The sequence below is a fragment of the Methylomonas sp. HYX-M1 genome, from assembly GCF_040741385.1.
Lineage (GTDB): Bacteria > Pseudomonadota > Gammaproteobacteria > Methylococcales > Methylomonadaceae > Methylomonas > Methylomonas rhizoryzae.
This window is the reverse complement of the sequence record NZ_CP160405.1, coordinates 542,270-564,595: the sequence shown is the minus strand read 5'-3', so window position 1 is coordinate 564,595 and position 22,326 is coordinate 542,270. Positions and strand designations below refer to the sequence as shown.

Sequence of the window (22,326 nt, the reverse complement as noted above, 5' to 3'; positions counted from 1 at the left end):
CTCAAATCAACGATGAACTAATTACCAACGGTAATGAGCAAACGCTTTATTGGCTTCAGCCATTCTATGGGTATCTTCCCTCTTTTTAGCCGCCGCACCACGCCCTTCGGACGCATCCAGTAATTCTCCGGCCAACTTTGCCGCCATCGTTCTTTCGTTACGCTTTCGCGCCGCATCGATCAGCCACCGCATGGACAGTGCCACCCTGCGAGCAGGGCGCACCTCAACAGGCACCTGGTATGTAGCGCCACCAACTCGGCGGGACTTAACCTCTACCCTTGGCTGAACGTTTTCCAATGCCTTAGCCACCAACTCCAAAGATTCTTTATGCCCCTTAGCCTCAATTACATCCAGAGCACCATAAACAATTTTTTCAGCAACGGATTTTTTACCATCTTGCATAATCATGTTCATGAATTTTGATAGCATTTCACTACTGAAACGCGGATCCGGATTAATTGTGCGCTTGGCCGCCACCCTTCTTCTTGACATTTGCCGTTAACCTTTCTTTATTTCTTAGGTCTCTTCGCCCCATACTTGGAACGACCGCATTTTCTATCTTTAACACCCGATGTATCCAAACTACCTCTCACTACGTGATAGCGCACACCCGGCAAATCCTTTACCCTGCCACCACGAATCAAGACCACTGAGTGCTCCTGTAAGTTATGTCCCTCGCCGCCGATATAACTACTAACCTCAGCACCATTGGTCAATCTAACCCTAGCAACTTTTCTCAGTGCGGAATTGGGCTTTTTAGGCGTTGTAGTATATACACGCGTACAGACTCCGCGTCTTTGAGGGCACGCCTCCAAAGCGGGAACATTGGTTTTTTCTATTTTTTTCGCACGAGGCTTACGGACCAACTGATTGATCGTGGCCATTATTTACTCCGATACAATTGTTTTGCTACGGAGCCCGCTTATTGCGGGCTCACTCGTCAATCATGCCAACCTATTTCAGGTAAGCTGATCATGTTACCTTTTAGTTAGACATCGGTCAAGCATTTATTACGTATTACTCAATATTCAACGCTTGCTTTAATGCTTCCTCGACATCGACAGCTTCAGCAGCACTCATAGAGGATTCCGATTCAGCTGCTGCATCGCCTTTTCTTTGTTTCCGACGCTGTTCGTGATAGGCCAAACCTGTCCCCGCTGGAATTAACCGTCCGACAATGACGTTTTCTTTCAAACCGCTCAAGTTGTCGCTGATCCCTCTTACCGCCGCATCCGTTAACACACGAGTGGTCTCCTGGAACGAGGCCGCGGAAATAAACGATTCGGTTGCTAAAGAAGCTTTAGTAATACCAAGCAGCAACGACTCGTAACTTGCCGGAATACGCCCTTCTTTTTCAACCTTCTCGTTAACTGCGTTCAACAATGTCCTTTCAACCTGCTCACCTTTAACAAAATCCGTGTCGCCGGATGCAGTAATTTCTACTTTGCGCAACATTTGGCGGATTATCGCTTCGATATGCTTATCGTTGATTTTCACACCTTGCAAGCGATAAACGTCTTGAATTTCCTTGACCAGATAGTCCGCGAGCTCTTCGACGCCCCTTAAACGTAAAATATCGTGTGGTGTCAGTTCGCCTTCAGCAATTGTTTCCCCTTTCTCGACAAACTCCCCCTCAAACACCGTAATATGCCGCCATTTAGGGATTAAGGTTTCATGCTGCTCCCCGTCAGCATCGGTAATAATGACGCGCTGCTTTCCTTTGGTTTCCTTCCCGAAGGAAACCATACCGGTCGCCTCTGCCAAAATAGCCGGGTCTTTTGTTTTTCTTGCCTCAAACAAATCGGCTACTCGCGGCAAGCCACCGGTAATATCGCGGGTTTTACTGGACTCTTGCGGAATCCGAGCCAGTACGTCACCAACTTTTACCTCCGCACCATCTTTTACGCCCACGATTGCGCCGGCCGGTAAAAAATATTGTGCTGGAATGTCGGTACCCGGCAAACTGATCAATCCACCATTTTCATCGATCAAACGCACCATAGGGCGAAGCTCCTTACCGGCGGAACTCCTTTGCTTAGGATCGGTAACCACCCGCGAGGTCAAGCCTGTCACCTCATCCGATTGCTCCTGAACGGTTACCCCGTCAATAAAGTCATGAAGCTGAACGACCCCGTCCACTTCGGTGATTACCGGATGGGTGTGCGGATCCCAATTAACGATAATATCTCCAGCTTTAACTTCGCTTCCGTCCTCAATCGATAAAACCGCACCGTAAGGAATCTTATAGCGCTCGCGTTCCCGTCCGTAATCATCCATGACCCCGACTTCCCCGGATCTAGACACCGCGACCAAATGGTTTTCGCGGTTTTTAACAGTCTTCAAATTGCTCAATTTAACGTTACCCGCCGACTTAACTTGAACATTACTGATCGCTGCAGACCTTGACGCGGCACCGCCGATATGGAAGGTTCTCATGGTCAATTGAGTTCCGGGCTCGCCGATCGACTGTGCAGCGACGACACCGACAGCCTCTCCACTATTCACCAAATGCCCGCGTCCCAAATCGCGGCCATAACATTTGGCACATACTCCGTGACGCGATTGACAAGTAATCACCGAACGCACCACCATCTTATCGATACCATTTTCTTCCAGGACCGATACCAAATTTTCATCGATCATCGTACCGGCTGGAATTAACACCTTATCGCTACCCGGATCGGTAACATCCAAAGCCGCAACCCGACCCAATACCCTTTCCACTAACGGCTCGACGACGTCTCCTCCCTCGATGATAGGCATCATGGTTAGGCCGTTTTCGGTTCCGCAATCATATTCTGCAATGACTAAGTCTTGCGCCACGTCGACTAACCGACGCGTCAGATAACCTGAGTTTGCGGTTTTCAGAGCTGTATCGGCCAAACCTTTCCGTGCGCCATGGGTCGAGATGAAATATTGCAGTACGTCCAGGCCTTCGCGGAAATTCGCGGTAATAGGCGTTTCGATAATTGAACCGTCCGGCTTGGCCATCAATCCACGCATACCCGCTAATTGTCTTATTTGCGCTGCCGAACCCCTAGCGCCCGACTCCGCCATCATGAATATAGAGTTGAACGACTTTTGTTTGACTGTCTTACCGGCTGAATCGATTGCATCTTCTTCACCCAAGCCTTCCATCATCACTTTGGCAACTTGGTCATTCGCGCGCGACCATATATCCACTACCTTGTTGTAACGCTCGCCGTCGGTAACCAAACCGGACGCATATTGATTTTGAATTTCGCTGACTTCCCCTTCGGCCGCACGAATGATATCGGCCTTTTTAGCGGGAATTTCCATATCTTCTATACCGAACGAGACGCCTGCCCGGGTAGCGTATTTGAAACCCAAGTACATGATTTTGTCGGCCAAAATCACCGTATCTTTGATTCCGAGATAACGATAACAATAGTTAATCAAGCGCGAAATATTTTTCTTAGTCATATCCACGTTGACTAACTCGAACGGCATACCGTCCGGAACGATGTTCCAAATAAGCGCTCGTCCTACCGTCGTCTTTCTTCTAGTGGTTGTCTCTTCAAGTTCGCCGTCGGAATTTTTTGTTTTCTCGGTGATTCGAACTTCAATTTTACTTTGTAATTCAATGACCTTGTTGTCTAGTGCGATACCTACCTCGGCAAGATCGGAAAAAATGCTGCCTTCGCCTTTTGCGTTAACTTTTTCCCGGCTGATGTAGTAAAGACCCAATACCACGTCTTGTGAGGGGTTGATTACCGGCTCACCGTTTGCCGGAGACAAAATGTTATTGGTCGCCATCATCAGGGTGCGCGCCTCCAGCTGCGCTTCCACTGACAACGGAATATGTACGGCCATCTGGTCTCCGTCGAAATCGGCGTTAAAGGCGCTACATACTAAAGGATGCAACTGAATGGCCTTGCCCTCAATCAAAGTCGGTTCGAACGCCTGAATACCCAGCCTGTGCAAGGTTGGCGCACGGTTCAGTAGTACCGGATGCTCTCTAATCACTTCTTCGAGAATATCCCATACTTCGGCGCCTTCGCGCTCGACCATTTTCTTTGCCGCTTTGATGGTGGTTGCCAAACCGCGCATTTGCAGTTTGCTGAAGATGAACGGCTTGAACAATTCCAACGCCATTTTTTTCGGCAACCCGCATTGATGCAACCGCAGCGTCGGACCAACCACGATTACCGAGCGCCCTGAGTAATCCACCCGTTTGCCGAGCAAGTTTTGCCGGAAGCGCCCTTGTTTGCCCTTGATCATATCCGCCAAGGATTTTAACGGCCGTCTATTGCTTCCGGTAATCGCACGGCCGCGGCGGCCATTATCCAGCAGTGCATCCACTGCTTCTTGCAGCATGCGTTTTTCGTTGCGAACGATGATATCCGGGGCGTTTAAATCCAACAACCGCGTCAAGCGATTGTTACGATTGATGACCCGTCTATATAAGTCGTTCAAATCCGAAGTCGCGAAACGCCCCCCGTCTAAGGGTACCAATGGACGCAGTTCAGGCGGCAACACCGGCAAAACGTGCATAATCATCCATTCCGGTCGATTGTTAGAGGCGAGCAACGAATCGATGACTTTTAAGCGTTTTGAAAATTTCTTGATTTTGGTATCGGAGGAAGTCGAATTGATTTCCTCCCTTAAATTATTGATTTCTTCTTTTAAATCTATGGATTTCAATAAATCGTAAATAGCCTCGGCGCCCATTTTTGCGACGAAATCATCGCCGTGTTCTTCCACCGCGTTCATATACTCTTCGTCGGACAATAATTGCCCTTTCTCCAACGGCGACATGCCCGGATCGGTGACTACGAACGTCTCGAAATACAACACTCTTTCGATGGAACGTAGTGTCATATCCAGTAACAGCGCGATTCTGGAAGGCAAAGATTTCAAAAACCAGATATGTGCGACCGGGCTAGCTAATTCGATGTGCCCCATCCGTTCGCGACGTACTTTTGACAAGGTAACTTCTACGCCGCACTTTTCGCAAATTACCCCACGGTGTTTCAGGCGTTTATATTTACCGCACAAGCACTCGTAATCGCTAATCGGCCCGAAGATTTTTGCGCAAAACAACCCATCGCGCTCCGGTTTGAAGGTCCTGTAATTGATCGTTTCCGGTTTTTTGACTTCGCCGTAAGACCATGAGCGAATCATATCAGGAGAAGCCAAACCGATTCTTATCGTGTCAAAATCGTCGGAGCGGTTTTGTCGTTTCAAAAAATTCATTAAATCTTTCAAGAGCGTACCCTCTTTTTATGTAAATCGATAATGTCCAGTGTTTAGTCGTCCCAAGCGTGGGATCATTCCTGTTCCATTTCGATATTGACTCCCAGCGAACGTATTTCTTTGACCAACACGTTGAATGATTCCGGCATTCCGGCTTCCATCGTATGGTTGCCGTCGACGATATTCTTGTACATTCGAGTTCTACCTGTAACGTCGTCCGATTTGACCGTCAGCATTTCTTGCAGCGTATAAGCGGCACCGTATGCTTCCAATGCCCAAACTTCCATCTCACCGAAGCGCTGGCCGCCGAACTGGGCTTTGCCGCCGAGTGGCTGCTGCGTGACCAGACTGTAAGGCCCGGTTGAACGCGCATGCATTTTGTCGTCCACCAAATGATTTAATTTCAGCATATACATATATCCGACAGTAACCTCCCTCTCGAACCTTTCGCCGGTCAAGCCGTCGTACAAAACGGTCTGGCCATGTTCAGGCAAGTCGGCCAAGCTCAACATGCTGCGAATGTCTTCTTCGGAAGCGCCGTCGAATACCGGTGTTGCCATCGGCACGCCTTCGGTCAAATTAGATGCCAAATCTAGAATTTCGGCGTCGGACAAGCCGGCTAAATCTTCTTTTCTACCGCTGCAGTTATAAATTTTTTCCAAAAGCTCTCTAACTTCTATCACCTTGGCTTGCGCCTCCAACATCTTGCCGATCTTGATACCCAATCCTTTCGCCGCCCATCCCAAATGGGTTTCCAGTACTTGCCCTACGTTCATCCGCGAGGGTACACCCAGTGGATTCAACACGATATCGATGGTAGTACCGTCGGCCGTATAGGGCATATCTTCGATCGGAACGATCTGCGAAATGACCCCTTTGTTTCCATGGCGTCCCGCCATTTTATCGCCCGGCTGGATGCGCTTTTTGACCGCCAAATACACTTTGACCATTTTCAACACACCCGGCGCCAAGTCGTCGCCCATGGTGATTTTTTTCTTTTTCTGCTCGAAACGTTCGTCGAATTGTTTACGTTGTTGCTCGACTTGTTCTGCAATCGTCTCCAGATAAACATTGACGTCTTCGTCTTGAGACCTAATTTTAAGCAGTTCGGAATTCGTCAAGCCGTTCATATAGGCTTCAACGATTTCTTCGCCTTTTTTCAGACCGTTCGGTCCCTTTTCCGCCTTTTTACCTTTCAGAGTTGCTTTAACCCTGGCAAAAATGTCGTGCTCGACGATTTTTAATTGGTCGTCCAGATCTTTACGGTAACGTCTGATTTCGGCGTCTTCGATCTCCAACGCCCGTTTATCTTTTTTAACGCCGTCGCGGGTGAATACCTGAACATCGATCACGGTTCCCCGCACGTTATTAGGCACTCGCAACGAGGTATCTTTCACGTCTGCGGCCTTTTCGCCGAAAATCGCTCTTAGCAGCTTTTCTTCCGGAGTCAGTTGCGTCTCGCCTTTCGGGGTAACTTTACCGACGAGAATGTCACCGCCTTTCACTTCCGCTCCAACGTAAACGATGCCGGACTCGTCAAGTTTCGATAGCGCTTCTTCACTGACGTTCGGAATATCGGCGGTAATCTCCTCGGGACTATGCTTGGTCTCTCGAGCGACGCACGTTTTCTCTTCTATATGAATAGTGGTGAATCTATCTTCTTTCACCACCCGTTCCGACACCAAAATGGAATCTTCAAAGTTATAACCGTTCCAAGGCATAAACGCGATCAGCATATTTTGCCCAAGCGCCAACTCACCCAAGTCCGTCGACGGACCATCCGCCAGAATATCGCCTTTGTTGACGATATCGCCCAACTTAACTAGCGGCTTTTGATTGATGCAGGTGTTTTGGTTCGAACGGGTGTATTTGATCAAATTGTAAATATCGACACCCGGAACGCCGGCAACGGTTTCTTCGTCGTTTACTCGCACCACGATTCTGGCGGCATCGACCGCTTCGATTCTACCGCCGCGCGTTGCAACGACAGTTACACCGGAGTCCTTGGCAACAACACGCTCCATACCCGTGCCAACCAGCGGTTTTTCCGCACGCAATGTCGGTACCGCTTGGCGCTGCATGTTGGAGCCCATCAACGCCCGGTTCGCGTCATCATGCTCTAAAAACGGAATGATCGATGCCGCGACCGAGACGATTTGCTTTGAAGAGACGTCCATGTATTGCACAGTATCGGAAGACGCCAAGGTAAACTCGTCTTTATAACGGCAAGAAACCAAACCTTCGATCAATTTGCCGTTGTCGTCTACCGCTACGCTGGATTGCGCAATGACATATTCGCCCTCTTCAATGGCAGAGATGTAATCGACTTGATCCGTTACAACACCGTTAACAACTTTGCGGTACGGCGTTTCTAAAAAGCCGTATTCGTTAGTGCGCGCGTACACGGCCAGAGAGTTGATCAAACCGATGTTCGGCCCCTCCGGGGTTTCAATCGGACATACCCGACCGTAATGAGTGGTATGAACGTCCCTGACCTCGAATCCGGCCCGCTCTCTGGCTAAACCGCCCGGTCCCAGCGCAGATACGCGGCGCTTGTGAGTAACTTGAGACAACGGATTGTTTTGGTCCATGAACTGCGATAACTGACTGGAACCGAAGAACTCCTTCACTGCCGCCGAAACCGGTTTGGCATTGATAATTTCTTGCGGCATCAAACCTTCGGAGTCCGCAAGCGTTAGGCGTTCCCGCACGGCGCGCTCAACGCGGACCAAACCGATCCGGAATTGGTTTTCTATCATTTCTCCAACCGAGCGTACCCGGCGGTTACCCAAATGATCGATATCGTCTACTGTTCCGTTGCCGTTACGAATTTTGATCAATTCCTTTAAAACATCAATGATGTCTTCTTTGCTTAACGTGCCTTGACCTTCGATTTCTTCACGGCCCAAGCGACGGTTGAATTTCATTCTGCCGACAGCGGACAAGTCGTAACGCTCGTCGGTGAAAAATAAATTTTCGAATAAGTTTTCCGCGGACTCTACGGTAGGCGGCTCGCCCGGACGCATCATCCGGTAGATTTCGACTAATGCTTCCAGACGATTCGTCGTGGTATCCAAACGCATGGCGTTTGAAATATACGGACCACGATCTAAGTCATTAACATACAAGGTATTAATTTCTTTAACGTCGTTGTCAATTAATTTCTGCAACAGGGATTCGGTCAATTCGTCGTTGACGTTTGCTACCAATTCGCCAGTCGATTTATCAACGACGTTGTGTCCCAAAATTTTTCCATAAAGATAATCTTTAGGCACTTCTATTTCGGTGACGTTGGCCTTTTCAAGCTGGCGTACGTGTTTTGCGGTAATCCGCCGCCCTTCCTCGATCAAAACCTTCCCATCGTGCTTGATATCGAATACCGCCATCTCGCCTCGCAAGCGCTCCGGTTTGACGTGAAACATAAAACGATTCGGGGCCAATGAAAATTTATTGGTGTCGAAGAAAATATTAATCATCTCTTCGTTGTCGTAGCCCAACGCACGCAACAATATGGTCGCCGGAATTTTTCGACGGCGGTCTATTCGCACATAAACGGCATCCTTATGGTCGAATTCAAAGTCTAACCATGAGCCGCGGTAAGGTATTACCCGTGCATTGAACAATAATTTCCCGGATGAGTGAGTCTTGCCTTTGTCGTGATCAAAAAACACTCCGGGCGAACGGTGCAATTGCGACACGATGACGCGTTCGGTGCCATTAATGACGAAGGTACCGTTCTCCGTCATCAACGGCAATTCACCCATGTAAACTTCCTGTTCGCGAATGTCCTTCACGACTTTGGTGTTAGCCGGCGCATCTTTGTCGTAGATAACCAAACGAACTAATACCCGTAACGGTGCGGAAAATGTCGCGCCTCTTTGCTGGCATTCTCTTACGTCGAAAGCAGGTTCCCCTAAACGGTATTTTACGTACTCAAGCACTGCGTACCCGGAATGACTCACCACCGGAAAAACGCTGGAAAACGCCGCGTGTAACCCTTGATTTTTTCGTTTTTCCGGCTGTACGCCTAGTTGCAGGAAGCTGGCATACGAATCGATCTGCGTTGCCAACAGATAAGGCACATCCAGAACTTCACTGCCTTTTCCAAAATTGTTACGAATGCGCTTTTTTTCGGTAAAAGAATAGGCCATATTGCTTCTATACCTTCTTCGTCAGAGATGATTGATACTGCCCGTCTTACAAGCAGTAAAAGGCCGACGGTAAAATACCGTCAGCCCGGCTTGGTGGGCTTGCGCCCGATGAGCAAACAAATTGCTTATTTGATTTCGCAGGTAGCGCCCGCTTCTTCGAGTTCTTTTTTCGCAGCTTCAGCTTCAGCTTTGCTGACAGCTTCTTTCAAAGTAGTCGGAGCGCCTTCTACCGCATCCTTGGCTTCCTTCAGTCCCAAACCGGTTAAACCGCGAACGGCTTTAATTACTGCTACTTTATTCTCGCCGAAACCGGTCAAAATGACATCAAACTCGGTTTGTTCTTCGACAACTGCAGCCGCTGCAGGTGCGGCCACAGCGACTGCGGCAGCTGCAGATACACCAAATTTTTCTTCCATCGCCGATATTAAATCAACGATTTCCATCACAGTCATGTTTGCAACTGTTTCCAAGATATCTTCTTTCGAAATTGCCATTCTAAATTCCTCGTATATTTTGAGCTTTATCAGTTAATCGTGAGTTTACGCCGCTTCTTTTTCGTCTCTGATCGCAGCCAAGGTGCGTGCCAGTTTTTCCACCGGTGCTTTCATGACAGACATCAGCATGCTGATACCTTGATCGCGTGTCGGCAATCTCGCCAATCGTTCCAACTCGGAGCCGTCAAATGCTTGACCGTTAATTGCAACGACTTTCGCAATCAGCTTGTTATGCTCTTTTGCAAAATCGTGTACCAATCGCGCCGCACAACCTGGATCTTCCAACGAAAAGGCCAGAATAAGCGGCCCGGTTAAACCGTCTTGCATGCATTCAAATTCGGTCCCAACCACTGCGCGTTTTGCCAGTGTGTTTTTTACCACCCTCAAATACACGCCTGTTTCCCGGGCTGTTTTGCGCAATTTAGTCAATTCGGAAACGGTTAAGCCTCGATATTCGGCCGCAACCGCCGAAAGCGCTTTTCCTGCTACTTCTGCAACTTCCTCTACGACAACTTTTTTGCCATCTAAATTGAGTGCCACATCTATCTCCTGTATCGTCTGACTTTCATCAGCACTGCAAATGCATCTAATAGATGCCCCTTCACGGTACTCTTTCCAATCCTTTAGTTCGAGCTTCCGTCTACGTAGGATATTAAGCTTCCGCACCTACGGTCTTTGACGGTTACCGATTTGCCGGCAACCCAAAGTTTTTTAAATCTCGATGCTAGTTTGATCGATCCACAATCCAGGTCCCATCGTGGACGACAACGAAATTTTCTTTAAATACACGCCTTTCGCCGCGGTAGGCTTCGCTTTTTTCAAATCTGTAATCAAAAATTCCAGATTTTGTTTGATGGCAGTCTCGTCGAAAGAGACTTTGCCAATGGAACAATGAATGATGCCGGCTTTATCGGTTCTGTATCTAACTTGTCCGGATTTGGCATTCTTTACGGCAGTAGCGACATCGGGCGTTACAGTTCCCACTTTAGGGTTAGGCATTAAGCCTCTTGGACCTAAAATTTGACCCAACTGGCCGACGACTCTCATAGCATCCGGAGAGGCAATAACGACGTCAAAATTGATTTCGCCGCGCTTTACTTGCTCAGCCAAGTCGTCCATGCCTACTAAGTCGGCGCCTGCTTCTTTTGCTGCGTCGGCATTAGGCCCCTGGGTAAACACCGCTACACGTACGGTTTTACCCGTACCATTGGGTAATACCGATGCACCTCGAACGTTTTGATCGGATTTTCTTGGATCGACGCCCAAATTGACGCTTACATCAATCGACTCGTCAAATTTGACATTTGCGAATTCTTTCAATATCGCAATGGCTTCAGATACTGAATATTGTTTGCTTCTAACCACTTTGGCTTTAATTGCCTGCGTTTTTTTACTAAATTTAGCCATTACAATCCCTCCACGTTCAAGCCCATACTGCGAGCGCTGCCCGCAATAATTTTGACTGCCGACTCTAAATTTGCAGCATTCAAGTCTTCCATTTTTGTTTTGGCGATTTCTTCCAACTGAGCCCGCGTTACGGTGCCGACTTTGTTGGAGTTAGGCTTACTGCTACCACTCTTGATGCCTGCGGCTTTTTTCAACAAAATAGATGCGGGTGGAGTTTTGGTAATAAAAGTAAAACTTTTATCACTATAAACAGTAATAACGACAGGTAAAGGCAAACCTTTCTCGACTTCCTGGGTTCTAGCATTGAAGGCTTTACAGAACTCCATGATATTGACGCCACGTTGGCCCAAAGCAGGACCAACCGGAGGACTAGGGTTAGCCTCGCCTGCTTTTACCTGCAATTTAATATATGAATCGATTTTTTTAGCCATTTTTAGCTCCTATTCGGGTACTAACGCTTTTCAGCTCCCCATACAAACAAAAATCCTTGCCATGAGCATGGCAAGGATTCAGATATTTAGCCCTGCAAGTTAAATTTTTTCTACTTGAACAAAGTCCAGCTCTACCGGCGTTGAGCGACCAAAAATCAACACGGAAACTCTCAAACGGCTTTTGTCGTAGTTGACTTCCTCAATGCTACCATTGAAATCTTTAAATGGCCCGTCGATTATCCTAATAACTTCTCCGACTTCAAATAGCGTTTTAGGCCGCGGCTTATTAACCCCTTCCTCAACTCTATTAAGGATTGCCATCGCCTCTTTTTCCGAAATCGGCGAAGGCTTATCTGTAGCCCCTCCGATAAATCCCAATACTCTAGGCACGTTTTTAACTAAATGCCACGTTTCGTCGTTTAACTCCATTTGAACCAAGACGTAGCCAGGAAAAAATTTGCGCTCGCTTTTACGCTGCTGCCCCATTTTCATCTCTACGACTTCTTCCGTTGGGACCAGGATTTTCCCGAAATAATCTTGCAGCCCTTCCCGCTTAATGCGCTCCTCTAAGGACTGCTTAACTTTATTTTCAAAATTTGAGTACGCGTGTACCACATACCAGCGCAACGACATGGATTAAATCCCCTGATTCATTAGCAATTGGATTGCCCAGAGCAGAAACATATCGAGCAACCAAAGTATCAGCCCCACAATAAATACCATTGCAAAGACCAATATTGTCGTTCTAAATGTTTCTTCCCGCGTAGGCCACACCACGCGCCGCATTTCCTGCTTAGACTCACCGATAAATTGCCAAACAGCGCGCCCTTTTGCCGTGGTAAAACAAATACCCACCGCAAAAGCTACAATCAATACTAAGGCAAGTACACGATACAACAGCAGAAAATCAGAAAAGTGATAGAACGCAACAACCCCAGCTGCAATCAGCAAAGGGCAAATTATTAATTTTACGATATCACCTATAGAAGTGACCTGCTCTGCTTGTGCGTTCATTATTTATTATTTTTATATATCCGGATGGCAGGCCAGGAGGGACTCGAACCCCCAACTTGCGGTTTTGGAGACCGCTGCTCTACCAATTGAACTACTGACCTATTCCAGATAATTAAGAATGTTATTCGATTATAGAAGCCACAACGCCCGCGCCCACGGTACGACCACCTTCACGGATCGCGAAGCGCAAGCCTTCATCCATAGCGATAGGCACTATCAATTTCACTTCGACGGAAATGTTGTCACCCGGCATCACCATTTCTACGCCTTCAGGCAATTCTACCGCGCCCGTTACATCGGTGGTTCTGAAGTAAAACTGTGGCCGATAACCGTTAAAGAATGGGGTATGCCGACCACCCTCGTCTTTTGACAGGACGTAAATTTCCGCTTTAAAGTGCGAGTGTGGCTTGATAGAGTTGACGTGTGCCAACACTTGACCGCGCTCAACCTCATCACGCTTGGTTCCGCGCAACAACACGCCGACGTTATCGCCTGCTTGCCCCTGATCCAATAATTTGCGGAACATTTCCACACCGGTGCAGGTGGTTTTGATAGTTGCCTTGATACCGACGATTTCAACCTCTTCGCCGACTTTGATAATGCCGCGCTCGACACGGCCGGTAACGACTGTACCGCGGCCGGAAATCGAGAATACGTCTTCGATAGGCATCAGGAATTTGCCGTCAATTGCACGCTCAGGCTCCGGAATGTATGTATCCAGGGCTTCTACCAATTTGATCACGGATTGCACGCCGATTTCGCTTTGGTCGCCTTCCAACGCTTTCAACGCAGAACCCACGATAATCGGGGTGTCGTCGCCCGGGAATTCGTATTGATTTAACAATTCGCGGATTTCCATTTCGACCAATTCGATCAATTCGGCATCGTCTACCATATCCGCTTTGTTCAGGAATACGACAATGTAAGGCACGCCAACCTGGCGGGACAATAAGATATGTTCGCGTGTTTGCGGCATCGGACCGTCCGCTGCCGAACAAACCAGGATAGCACCGTCCATTTGCGCCGCGCCGGTAATCATGTTTTTGACGTAATCGGCGTGTCCCGGGCAGTCTACGTGCGCGTAGTGGCGCGTAGTGGATTCGTATTCGACGTGCGAAGTGGAAATCGTGATGCCGCGCGCGCGTTCTTCAGGTGCGTTGTCGATTTGATCGAAGGCTTTGACTTCACCGCCGTTGGCTTCCGCCATGACTTTTGTCAACGCCGCTGTCAGCGTGGTTTTTCCATGGTCTACGTGACCAATCGTGCCGACGTTTACGTGCGGTTTCTTTCTTTCAAACTTTTCTTTAGCCATTACCTAAACACCCTAAGAACGACAATTTATTTAACTGGAGCTCATAACCGGATTTGAACCGGTGACCTCTTCCTTACCAAGGAAGTGCTCTACCTACTGAGCTATATGAGCGTCATTACCGTAGCCAAAAGTGGAGCGGGTGATGGGAATCGAACCCACGTGATCAGCTTGGAAGGCTGGAGTTCTACCATTGAACTACACCCGCAGATCCAATTCAATTAATGGTGGAGGGGGGAGGATTCGAACCTCCGAAGGTAGAACCGGCAGATTTACAGTCTGATCCCTTTGGCCGCTCGGGAACCCCTCCGTCACATGATCTGAGCATTATCCACGAATATTTTTTATCCGTCAAACAATTTATTTCTTTTTTCGCCCAACTTATCGATTCACCGCATCTCCATATACAGCGCAATCAATGTTCTACTGTAAGTCGATGGCCAAAGCCCAGCCTCTTCTACCTTGACATTCGCCTGTAGTCATTTCGACCTCGACGAATACATCCTTTTTGCCGTAAGCGTCTTGGGATTGAATCACTTTAACCGGAGTGCCTTGAGGCATATGTTTACAACCTCCCTCACGATCGTCTTCTTCGGTATCGTCATAGGCAGCCATAGAGCCCGGTACGGCGACTAATCGAACAGTAGAATCCGAGTCGTAAGCATTCGCACTTTTCAGCACATAATTTTGACCGATGACGATAGGCTTCGCTTGATGCACAGGCAGTTTTGGATCGGAACCGCCGGACATGAACAGCAACAATACAACAACGACAACCGCACCGACTCCACCGAAGAACACCTTCGGATTGTTTTCCTTCAGCTCGGTCAGCGTTTTCAGAATATTACCCGCCGCATTTTGTGCAGCAGCCATCGTTTCTTTAGGATTGGATTCGCTTGCTTGCGTATTTTCCTCGTTTGGATTCACGTTCTCGGGTTTGTTGTTATCGTCTGCACTCATGGAATGTATCCTCTCGTGTAATTATTATTATGGTAAGAGCGACAAAGTTACCATGCCTGATAAACATTTCAAGCATTGGATGCAATTCCCTGCGAATTTGGCAGCTCTCGGCAGAACGGCTCATAACATTTTCGTCAATGAAATCACCGGTTTTTCGCTTCAATTATCTGCAACACATCCAAGACCCGGCAGCAATACGCAAATTCGTTATCGTGCATCAAGGCCATGCCCAGTTGACGCTTGTTGCTAAGCGTCAAGTGCTCCATCAACACGATTGCCGAATAGGGCGCACCCAGATAATCGATACTGGCTTTCTGATGCCCCCAACTTCCGTACTCACAGCATACAATCCCGTTTAGCTCGCCGTTAGCATACGCCTCTAAACGCTCGCGAACCGCCTCTAAAGACGTTTCGGTCGAAAGGGTAGCGGTCAAATCAATCACCGACACCACCGCCGTCGGCACCCGGTAGGACAACGAATCCAACTTGCCGTCCAATTCCGGAATCACCAAACTCGTCGATTTGCCGACATTGGTCGGCGTCGGCACAATAGAAACCCCACAAGCCCGGCCTAATTGCGAATTGGGATGGTAGGCGTCCAACACCTTTTGATCGGACAAAACCGGATGTATCGTGATAATACGGGCATAATCCATACCGAAATGACTATGCAGGATATGGCAAATCGGCACCATCGCGTTACCGGTACAGGTACTGGCCGAAATCACGTCGTGCCTAGCCGGATCGTAAGCCTGATGATTGACCCCATAAACGACACTAATGTCGGCACCCGCCACATTCCAAGTGCAAAGGATTTTTTTGGCCACGTTTTGGACGATCAAGGCCCGAAAGTCGTTGATCGTGGCAGTACCGGTCGCATCGAACAACACGTCTAACTCGAACTCGCGCAATGCCCCAAAACTATCTTTTTCGGGCGGACTCCGGCGCCGATCAACCCGTAGATACCTTACCCGTATTCCATCCAACAACAAATCGTCGTCGTCAATATCTACTGTAAATGGCGGCCGACCGTAACTGCTGTCATGCGCGATCAAATAAGCGACGTGGTCTATCGGCATCACGTCGCAGACCACGCGTATATCGAACCGACCGCCGCCGGCCTGACTAAAGTTGTTTCGTAAAACGCCGCCGCCTACCCGGCCTAAACCGACTATTCCGACTCGTAATCTCATAAGCCGACATCCTGCTTGACGGCCTCGATCGAACACTCGAAACGCTCAATGTCAAACAGTGCGGACAAGATAGGTAATTGGCATGCCATAGGAAGTGAGAAGTCCGGAAGGAGAGAAACATGTGATTTAGTTCGCGAAATCAGACTAGATCAACGGTTCGAGGAAGTCAATCTCGCAGCATTTCCCCGCAATTACAATCCCGTCGAACCGGCACTCGCCGCTAAATACATACAATCAAATCAATAAAGGACATAGTGCAAAACCACTCACTGCTCAACTATCGCCGCTTTCGGCAACTCCCGATTGATCAAAAAATACACCACCGGTATCACCACCAGCGAGAATAAGGTCGAGGCGATAATGCCGAAGATGAAGCTCCAGGCCAGGCCGGAAAAGATCGGGTCCAGCACGATCATCACCGAGCCAAGTACCGCCGAGGCGGCGGTCAGGAAGATCGGGCTCAAGCGAGTGGCGCCGGCTTCGACGATGGCGTCGGCCAGCGAAATCTCCGGGTTGCTGCGATAGATGTTCTCGATGAAGTCGATCAGGATGATCGAATTGCGCACCACGATGCCTGCCAACGCGATCATGCCGATCATCGCGGTGGCGGTAAAATACACCGGATCGGCGTATGGGCCCACATCCGACGCAAACAGGTTGATAAACCAAAAGCCGGGCATGATGCCGATCACGGTCAGCGGGATGGCGATCATCATGATCAGCGGGATGCCCAGCGAGCCGGTCTGGCCGACCAGCAGGATGTAGATCATCACCATCGCCGCCGCGAAGGCAAGCCCTAAGTCGCGGAATACGTCCACGGTGATTTTCCACTCCCCTTCCCCGGCCATTTCGGCCCGGTAGCCGGGCGGCAGCGGCTTTTCCTCCAGCTTGTCGCCCAAGTCCCAGACCGCTTCGACCGGGCTGCGGCCGGCCATTTCCGCCAGCACGTAGGACAACGGCTGTAGATTTTTATGGTAAATGGTTTGGTCGGCAATGTCGTGCGTGAATTCGCCCAGTTCGCTCAAGCGCACCAGTTCGCCATTGGCGGATTTGACCGCCAGTGCCAGCAAGTCGGCCTCCGAAGCGCGCGCCGCACGCGGAATGCGCAATTCAATCAACAAGGGTTGGCGTTCGCTGCCGATATGCAGGGTGCCTGCCGCGCCGCCTTGTACCGCCAATTGCAGACTGTCGGCGACTTGCCGGCTACTAATGCCCAATAAGGCCGCTTTGTCCTGATCCAGTTTAAACTGCAGTTTTTGCTGCGGCGCTTGCACGTAATCGTCCACATCCACAACGCCTTCGACGGATTCCAGATCCGCGCGGACCCGTTTGGAGGCTTGCAGAATGTCGGCATAAGTGGCTTCCGGCGGGCCGTAAATTTCGGCGACCACACTGGACAGTACCGGCGGTCCGGGCGGCATCTCGACGATTTTGATGTTGGCGCCGTATTGCTTTTCGATTTTGTCGATCTCCGGACGCATACGCAAAGCGATGGCATGCGATTGTTGCTCGCGCTTGGTCTTATCCACCAACACGATCCGCAAGTCGCCGGCGTAAGCGCCTTGGCGCAGATAGTAATGCCGTACCATGCCGTTGAAATCCATAGGCGAGGCCAAACCAACGTAAACTTGGTAACTGCTGACTTCGTTGACGGTCGCCAGATAGCGGCCCAACGCCGCTGCAACCTGGTCGGTAGCTTCCAACGTGGAGCCGCGCGGCATGTCGATAACCAGCTGTAATTCGTTTTTGTTGTCGAAAGGCAGTAATTTCAACGGCACGACCCGGGTGACCGCCATCAGCGTAGACAGCACAAATGCGGCAAACACTGCCCCCAAAAACCACAAGGCCTTGTTTTTATCGGCCAGCAGCGGTGCCAGGATGGCCCTATAGGTCCTGTAACCCAGGGTTTTCTTCAAGTCGAAGGCCGGCCCGTGATCTTTACCGTAATCGCCTTTCAATAAGCGGTAACTGGCCCATGGCGTTACAGTGAAAGCAATCAGCAGCGACATCAGCATCGCAATCGGTACGTTAAACGCCATAGGCGCCATGTAAGGTCCCATCATGCCGGTGATAAAAAACATCGGCACAAAGGACATGATCACGGCGAACGTCGCCAGAATGGTGGGCGGACGAATTTCGTCCACGGCGGTCAGCAAGGCTTGCAGCGGCGGCTGTTTGCGCAGCTTGTAATGGCGGTGGATGTTTTCCACGTCGACAATCGGGTCGTCGACCAATAAGCCCAGCGACAAAATCAAGGCGAACAGCGTCACCCGGTTGATGGTGTATCCGAAGATCAAATCCAGCAGCAAGGTAATCGCAAAGGTCATAGGCACCGCCAACGATACGATCATCGACTCCTTAAACCCCAACGACAATGCCAGCAACACAATAATGGTCAAGATGGCGATGGACAAATGCATCACCAACTCGTTGACTTTATGATCGGCGGTTTCGCCATAGTCGCGGGTGACGGTAATCAGCACGTCGTCCGGAATCAGGGTACCGTGCAGTTGCTCGGTCAATTCCAATACCTGTTCGGCGACACCGACCGCGTTGCTGCCGCGCCGCTTGGCAATCGCAATAGTCGCCGTTTGCCTTTCCTCGCCGACCGCCGGCAATTCGCCGCCGGCGTATCCAACCATTTTCATGTCGGCGACCCCGGGACCGAAACCGATGCGGGTGTAATAATCGGTATCCGCCGGACCGTCGATAATTTCAGCCACATCGCGCAAATACAACAAACGGCCGTCGACGTTTTTCAATACCGTCGCGCCGACTTGTTCCGGAGTTTGATAATGGGGGCCGGCTTCCAACACGATTTCCCGGTTATCCCGGCCCAAGCTACCGATTTGCAGGTTGGCATTGCTCAAGGCCAAGGCTTGCTTGACTTCCAGTAGGCTGACCCGGCCGGCTTGCAGCTTGGCAGGATCCGGATACACCGAGATACGGCGCGGCGCGGCGCCTATCACCCAGCTTTTACCGACGTCGTCTATCGCCCGCAGCCGTTCTATCAGTTCCTCGGCAATGCGGCGAATGGCCATAATATCTTCGCCGGCTTTGGGCATGGACAGATTCAACAATACGATCGGCACATCGTCGATTTCCACCGGCTTGACCACCCAACGGGTGACGCCGGGGGGAATGACATCCAGATTGGCGTCCAATTTATCGCGGGTCTTGATCAAACTGTCTTCTATGCTCTGCCCGACCTGATAACGCACGGTCACGACCGATTGTCCCGGGCCGGAGGCCGAGTAAACGTACTCGACTCCTTGAATCTGTTTGAGCAACACCTCCAACGGCGTTGTCACCCGCTTTTCCACTTCCTCGGCGCCGGCGCCGGGATATTCGACGAATACGTCCATCACCGGCACGATGATTTGCGGATCTTCCTCGCGCGGCGTCAGCATCAGCGCCCCGGCGCCGGCTAACAACGAAATCAGCAAAAACAGCAGCGACAGGTGTGAAGTCGTGAAAAGCCGGACGATGGCGACCGTCAAGCTGTCTTTTTTTAAGCTAGCCTGATCTTGGTTCATGGCGCCGGCTCACTGTCGATCAGAATGGTTTCGCCGTCGTGCAAACCGGATAATACCTCCAGTTGTTCACCGTATTGCTTGCCGGTACGAATGTGCCGCGTATGCAGACTTTGCCCCTCGACCACGCGCACGGCCTGCAATTGACCATAGTGCAATACGGCGGATTGCGGGATCAACAAAGCCTGCCGTTCGGCTTGACAGCCCAACCGCAACCAGCCGAACTGGCCGTGCTGCAAACCCGGGTCGACCGGCAGATTGGCCTTGATCAACCGGGTGTGGGTTTGCGGATCGATTTCCGACGCAATTTCGTCGACCGTGCCGGACATCTCGCGCGCCAATGCATCGATGCGTACCGTTACCGGCAGTCCGAGCCGGATTTGGCCGAAACAATGGCTGGCTATCGCGGCTTCGAAGCGCAAGTCTTCGGGTTTGTGCAGGAACACTACAGGCTCACCCGGCAAAGCCAGGTCGCCGGGCTCTTTCAGGCGCTCGCCGACCACCCCGGCGAACGGCGCATACAGTACGTTTTCCCCCAGCATGACCTTAGCTTGCTGCGCCGCGCCAGCCGCTTGCGCCGCCAGCGCGCGCGCGGCCTTGGCCTGAGCCAGGGCCGCGTCGTAATTTTGCCGGGTTGCCGCTTGCTTTTGGTAGAGATCGATCATGCGCTTTTCGTCGGCCCCTGCCTGGCCGGCTTGCGCTTGGGCTGCGGTCAATGCGGCGGCGGCGGCCTGATAAGCCGCTCTGAGGTCGCGGTCGTCCAAGCGGGCGATGACGTCGCCTTTTTTTACCCTGTCGCCGGCGTGCACCAATACCTCGCTAATCCTGGCGTTCAACTTAGCCGAGATCTTGGCCACGCTACGCGAGCGCACGCTGCCCTGCCACGCCAATGCGTCGGGTGCCGCTTGCGCATGTACGCTCAAGGTACGCGCCGCAGGCGGTAACGGCATGACGCTTGGGTGGGTTCTCCCCGGCCCGACTTTATCCGGCCCGCCGATAAAACCCAACGCGAACAGGATGACTAACAACAAGCAGGCAACGGCCGCCGCCGGCGCCCACCACTTGCGTTCCAGCGAGAAACTATTGTGTTCAGACATGGCGCTATCCTAGGTTGACTAATTCCAAAAGCCTATGGCTTGCTTGAGTTCCGCGTCGGCGCGCAACGCATCGTAGCGAGCCGAGATGTCGCGGGTTTTAGCCTTGTCGCGGGCGACCTCGGCCTCGATGTAGCGGGTGACGGTAACGACCCCGGCGTCGCGCTGTTCTTTGACCAGACGCAAGGCTTCTTCGGCCGCAGCGACGGCTGACGAAGTCACTTGCTCGCGGTTCAACGCTTCCAGCAACCGCAGACGCGCGGTATTGACTTGATTCTCCACTTGCAAGCGAGCTTGCCGTGCCGCTTCCCTGGCAACAGTCAGTTCACGCTCCGCTTTGCGGACATTTTCTTGGGTCGCGAAACCGGAAAATACGTCTACCTCCACCATCACCCCGGCACTGACGTTGTCGCGATTGCTACCGAAGGCTAAATTCTTGCTGTTGGAGCCGTAGCTGACATAGGCGTCGGCGCGCGGCAAGTGCGCGGCCTCCGCTGCATTTAACTGCTGTTCGGCGATTTCCACCCGTTTTTCAGCAGCTTGCAACGCCGGATGTTGTGCGATGGCTTGCTCCAGCAAGGTTTGGTAGCTTTCCGGCGTTTGCGGCTGGGTTGGCGTATCGTCGCTGTTGACGGCGAATTCGCTGTCCACAGGCATACCGAGCAAGGTTTTCAGCATGGCTTTGGCTATGTCGACGGCGTTTGCGGCCTGTAGTTGCGCGTCCTTGGCTTCGGCGTCCTGAACTTCCAACGATAATACGTCCGACTTTAGTAAAGTGCCTGCCTCGTAACGGATGCGGCTTTGCTGCAATTCACTGTCCACCGCGTCGATAGCGCGCAAGCTGGCTTGATGAGCCTCTTGGGCCGCAAGATGCGCGTAAAAAGCCGCAGTCACGTTCGCGATCAAATGCTGGCGGGTAGCCGTGGTTTCCAGTTCCGAGGTTTCGACGCCCAGTTCGGCGGCTTTGCTCAAGTAGTAATCCCGGCCGCCGCGAAACAGCGAATAAGTGGCGGTCACTTGCGGGCGGTAATCGTCCACTCCGCCGGGATGATTGAAGTCCATGCCGTTAAAATCCAAACGGCGTTGGGCGATGATCATCGCAAACGCTTGGGCCGGATTGTCGCTGTGCTGGTAAGCCAAGCTGGCTTTGATGTGCGGATAATAGTTGGCCAACGCCATGCCGAGTTGCGCGTCGGCCTGCGCGATGCGCGCTTGCATGATGGACACTTCGGGATTGTTTTCCAACGCGTAATCGATGGCTTGCTGGAGCGTAAAGCTGGCGGGACCGGACTCGGCCGTCGCTACGGCAGCCAGAAGCATAACGGAGACGGTGACGGTTAGCTGCAAAATACCCAGTCGCATAAGCGCACCCAATGTTAGTATTTAAGAGTTATCTAATATTATAACGCGATGCACCGGCTTTCCCAACTTTTGCGCCCATGATTTTTACCGATCAGCACTGTAAACATAGCCACGCTTTAGACATCGTTACAGCTAATCCCTTATTTTTCCGAACGCCGTTT

At 50.9% G+C, this 22,326-nt stretch carries 16 protein-coding genes and 4 tRNA genes; all 20 read right to left on the bottom strand.

Going from position 1 to position 22,326, the window contains the following annotated elements:
• Positions 1–21 precede the first annotated feature (21 nt).
• A complete protein-coding gene (rpsG, locus tag AB0A83_RS02550; protein WP_150046444.1) occupies positions 22–492 on the bottom strand; it encodes a 30S ribosomal protein S7 in 471 nt (156 codons plus the stop codon).
• A 17-nt stretch (positions 493–509) separates the two neighbouring features.
• A complete protein-coding gene (gene rpsL, locus AB0A83_RS02545) occupies positions 510–884 on the bottom strand; it encodes a 30S ribosomal protein S12 (protein ID WP_013820393.1) in 375 nt (124 codons plus the stop codon).
• A gap of 133 nt (positions 885–1,017) precedes the next feature.
• Positions 1,018–5,229 carry a DNA-directed RNA polymerase subunit beta' gene (gene rpoC / locus AB0A83_RS02540; protein ID WP_197737404.1) on the bottom strand — a complete coding sequence of 1,404 codons (4,212 nt, stop codon included), beginning with the start codon at positions 5,227–5,229 and terminating at the stop codon, positions 1,018–1,020.
• Positions 5,230–5,291: 62 nt separating this feature from the next.
• Positions 5,292–9,368, bottom strand: a complete 4,077-nt coding sequence (gene rpoB, locus AB0A83_RS02535; RefSeq protein ID WP_150046442.1) for a DNA-directed RNA polymerase subunit beta — start codon at positions 9,366–9,368, stop codon at positions 5,292–5,294.
• Positions 9,369–9,493: 125 nt separating this feature from the next.
• Positions 9,494–9,862 (bottom strand): 50S ribosomal protein L7/L12, encoded by a 369-nt coding sequence (gene rplL / locus AB0A83_RS02530; protein WP_150046440.1) that lies wholly within the window; start codon positions 9,860–9,862, stop codon positions 9,494–9,496.
• Positions 9,863–9,907: 45 nt separating this feature from the next.
• Positions 9,908–10,402, bottom strand: a complete 495-nt coding sequence (gene rplJ, locus AB0A83_RS02525; protein ID WP_150046438.1) for a 50S ribosomal protein L10 — start codon at positions 10,400–10,402, stop codon at positions 9,908–9,910.
• A gap of 171 nt (positions 10,403–10,573) precedes the next feature.
• A complete protein-coding gene (rplA, locus tag AB0A83_RS02520; RefSeq protein ID WP_367155340.1) occupies positions 10,574–11,269 on the bottom strand; it encodes a 50S ribosomal protein L1 in 696 nt (231 codons plus the stop codon).
• Entirely contained in the window at positions 11,269–11,700 is a 432-nt protein-coding gene (gene rplK, locus AB0A83_RS02515; protein WP_150046435.1) for a 50S ribosomal protein L11, read from the bottom strand. Before rplK ends, rplA begins: the two co-directional genes overlap by 1 nt.
• Positions 11,701–11,799: 99 nt before the next feature.
• Positions 11,800–12,333, bottom strand: coding sequence for a transcription termination/antitermination protein NusG (gene nusG, locus AB0A83_RS02510; RefSeq protein ID WP_150046433.1), 534 nt, complete (start codon positions 12,331–12,333; stop codon positions 11,800–11,802).
• A gap of 3 nt (positions 12,334–12,336) precedes the next feature.
• A complete protein-coding gene (secE, locus tag AB0A83_RS02505; RefSeq protein ID WP_150046431.1) occupies positions 12,337–12,714 on the bottom strand; it encodes a preprotein translocase subunit SecE in 378 nt (125 codons plus the stop codon).
• 25 nt (positions 12,715–12,739) lie between these two features.
• Positions 12,740–12,815 (bottom strand) — tRNA-Trp (locus tag AB0A83_RS02500).
• 20 nt (positions 12,816–12,835) lie between these two features.
• Positions 12,836–14,026, bottom strand: coding sequence for an elongation factor Tu (gene tuf, locus AB0A83_RS02495; RefSeq protein ID WP_150046429.1), 1,191 nt, complete (start codon positions 14,024–14,026; stop codon positions 12,836–12,838).
• Between the two features lie 35 nt (positions 14,027–14,061).
• A tRNA-Thr gene (locus tag AB0A83_RS02490) sits at positions 14,062–14,137 on the bottom strand.
• A 20-nt stretch (positions 14,138–14,157) separates the two neighbouring features.
• Positions 14,158–14,231: transfer RNA gene (locus AB0A83_RS02485), tRNA-Gly, on the bottom strand.
• Positions 14,232–14,248: 17 nt separating this feature from the next.
• Positions 14,249–14,333: transfer RNA gene (locus AB0A83_RS02480), tRNA-Tyr, on the bottom strand.
• Between the two features lie 113 nt (positions 14,334–14,446).
• Positions 14,447–14,983 (bottom strand): hypothetical protein, encoded by a 537-nt coding sequence (locus tag AB0A83_RS02475; RefSeq protein WP_150046428.1) that lies wholly within the window; start codon positions 14,981–14,983, stop codon positions 14,447–14,449.
• 143 nt (positions 14,984–15,126) lie between these two features.
• On the bottom strand, positions 15,127–16,176 hold the full coding sequence (locus tag AB0A83_RS02470; protein WP_150046426.1) for a glyceraldehyde 3-phosphate dehydrogenase NAD-binding domain-containing protein: 1,050 nt from the start codon (positions 16,174–16,176) through the stop codon (positions 15,127–15,129).
• A 266-nt stretch (positions 16,177–16,442) separates the two neighbouring features.
• Positions 16,443–19,712 carry an efflux RND transporter permease subunit gene (locus AB0A83_RS02465; protein ID WP_367155339.1) on the bottom strand — a complete coding sequence of 1,090 codons (3,270 nt, stop codon included), beginning with the start codon at positions 19,710–19,712 and terminating at the stop codon, positions 16,443–16,445.
• Positions 19,709–20,806 (bottom strand): efflux RND transporter periplasmic adaptor subunit, encoded by a 1,098-nt coding sequence (locus AB0A83_RS02460; protein WP_150046422.1) that lies wholly within the window; start codon positions 20,804–20,806, stop codon positions 19,709–19,711. The genes AB0A83_RS02465 and AB0A83_RS02460 overlap by 4 nt, the downstream gene beginning before the upstream one ends.
• A gap of 18 nt (positions 20,807–20,824) precedes the next feature.
• The gene (locus AB0A83_RS02455) at positions 20,825–22,165 is read right to left on the bottom strand and encodes a TolC family protein (RefSeq protein ID WP_367155337.1); all 1,341 of its coding nucleotides are present in this window, start codon (positions 22,163–22,165) and stop codon (positions 20,825–20,827) included.
• Positions 22,166–22,326 lie beyond the last annotated feature (161 nt).

Coding starts and splice junctions, on each gene's coding strand:
- rpoB (WP_150046442.1), bottom strand. CDS start 9,368: ATGGCCTATTCTTTTACCGAAAAAAAGCGCATTCGTAACAATTTTGGA.
- AB0A83_RS02470 (WP_150046426.1), bottom strand. CDS start 16,176: ATGAGATTACGAGTCGGAATAGTCGGTTTAGGCCGGGTAGGCGGCGGC.
- AB0A83_RS02460 (WP_150046422.1), bottom strand. CDS start 20,806: ATGTCTGAACACAATAGTTTCTCGCTGGAACGCAAGTGGTGGGCGCCG.
- rplA (WP_367155340.1), bottom strand. CDS start 11,269: ATGGCTAAATTTAGTAAAAAAACGCAGGCAATTAAAGCCAAAGTGGTT.
- secE (WP_150046431.1), bottom strand. CDS start 12,714: ATGAACGCACAAGCAGAGCAGGTCACTTCTATAGGTGATATCGTAAAA.
- rpsG (WP_150046444.1), bottom strand. CDS start 492: ATGTCAAGAAGAAGGGTGGCGGCCAAGCGCACAATTAATCCGGATCCG.
- rplK (WP_150046435.1), bottom strand. CDS start 11,700: ATGGCTAAAAAAATCGATTCATATATTAAATTGCAGGTAAAAGCAGGC.
- tuf (WP_150046429.1), bottom strand. CDS start 14,026: ATGGCTAAAGAAAAGTTTGAAAGAAAGAAACCGCACGTAAACGTCGGC.
- nusG (WP_150046433.1), bottom strand. CDS start 12,333: ATGTCGTTGCGCTGGTATGTGGTACACGCGTACTCAAATTTTGAAAAT.
- rplL (WP_150046440.1), bottom strand. CDS start 9,862: ATGGCAATTTCGAAAGAAGATATCTTGGAAACAGTTGCAAACATGACT.
- AB0A83_RS02455 (WP_367155337.1), bottom strand. CDS start 22,165: ATGCGACTGGGTATTTTGCAGCTAACCGTCACCGTCTCCGTTATGCTT.
- AB0A83_RS02465 (WP_367155339.1), bottom strand. CDS start 19,712: ATGAACCAAGATCAGGCTAGCTTAAAAAAAGACAGCTTGACGGTCGCC.
- rpsL (WP_013820393.1), bottom strand. CDS start 884: ATGGCCACGATCAATCAGTTGGTCCGTAAGCCTCGTGCGAAAAAAATA.
- AB0A83_RS02475 (WP_150046428.1), bottom strand. CDS start 14,983: ATGAGTGCAGACGATAACAACAAACCCGAGAACGTGAATCCAAACGAG.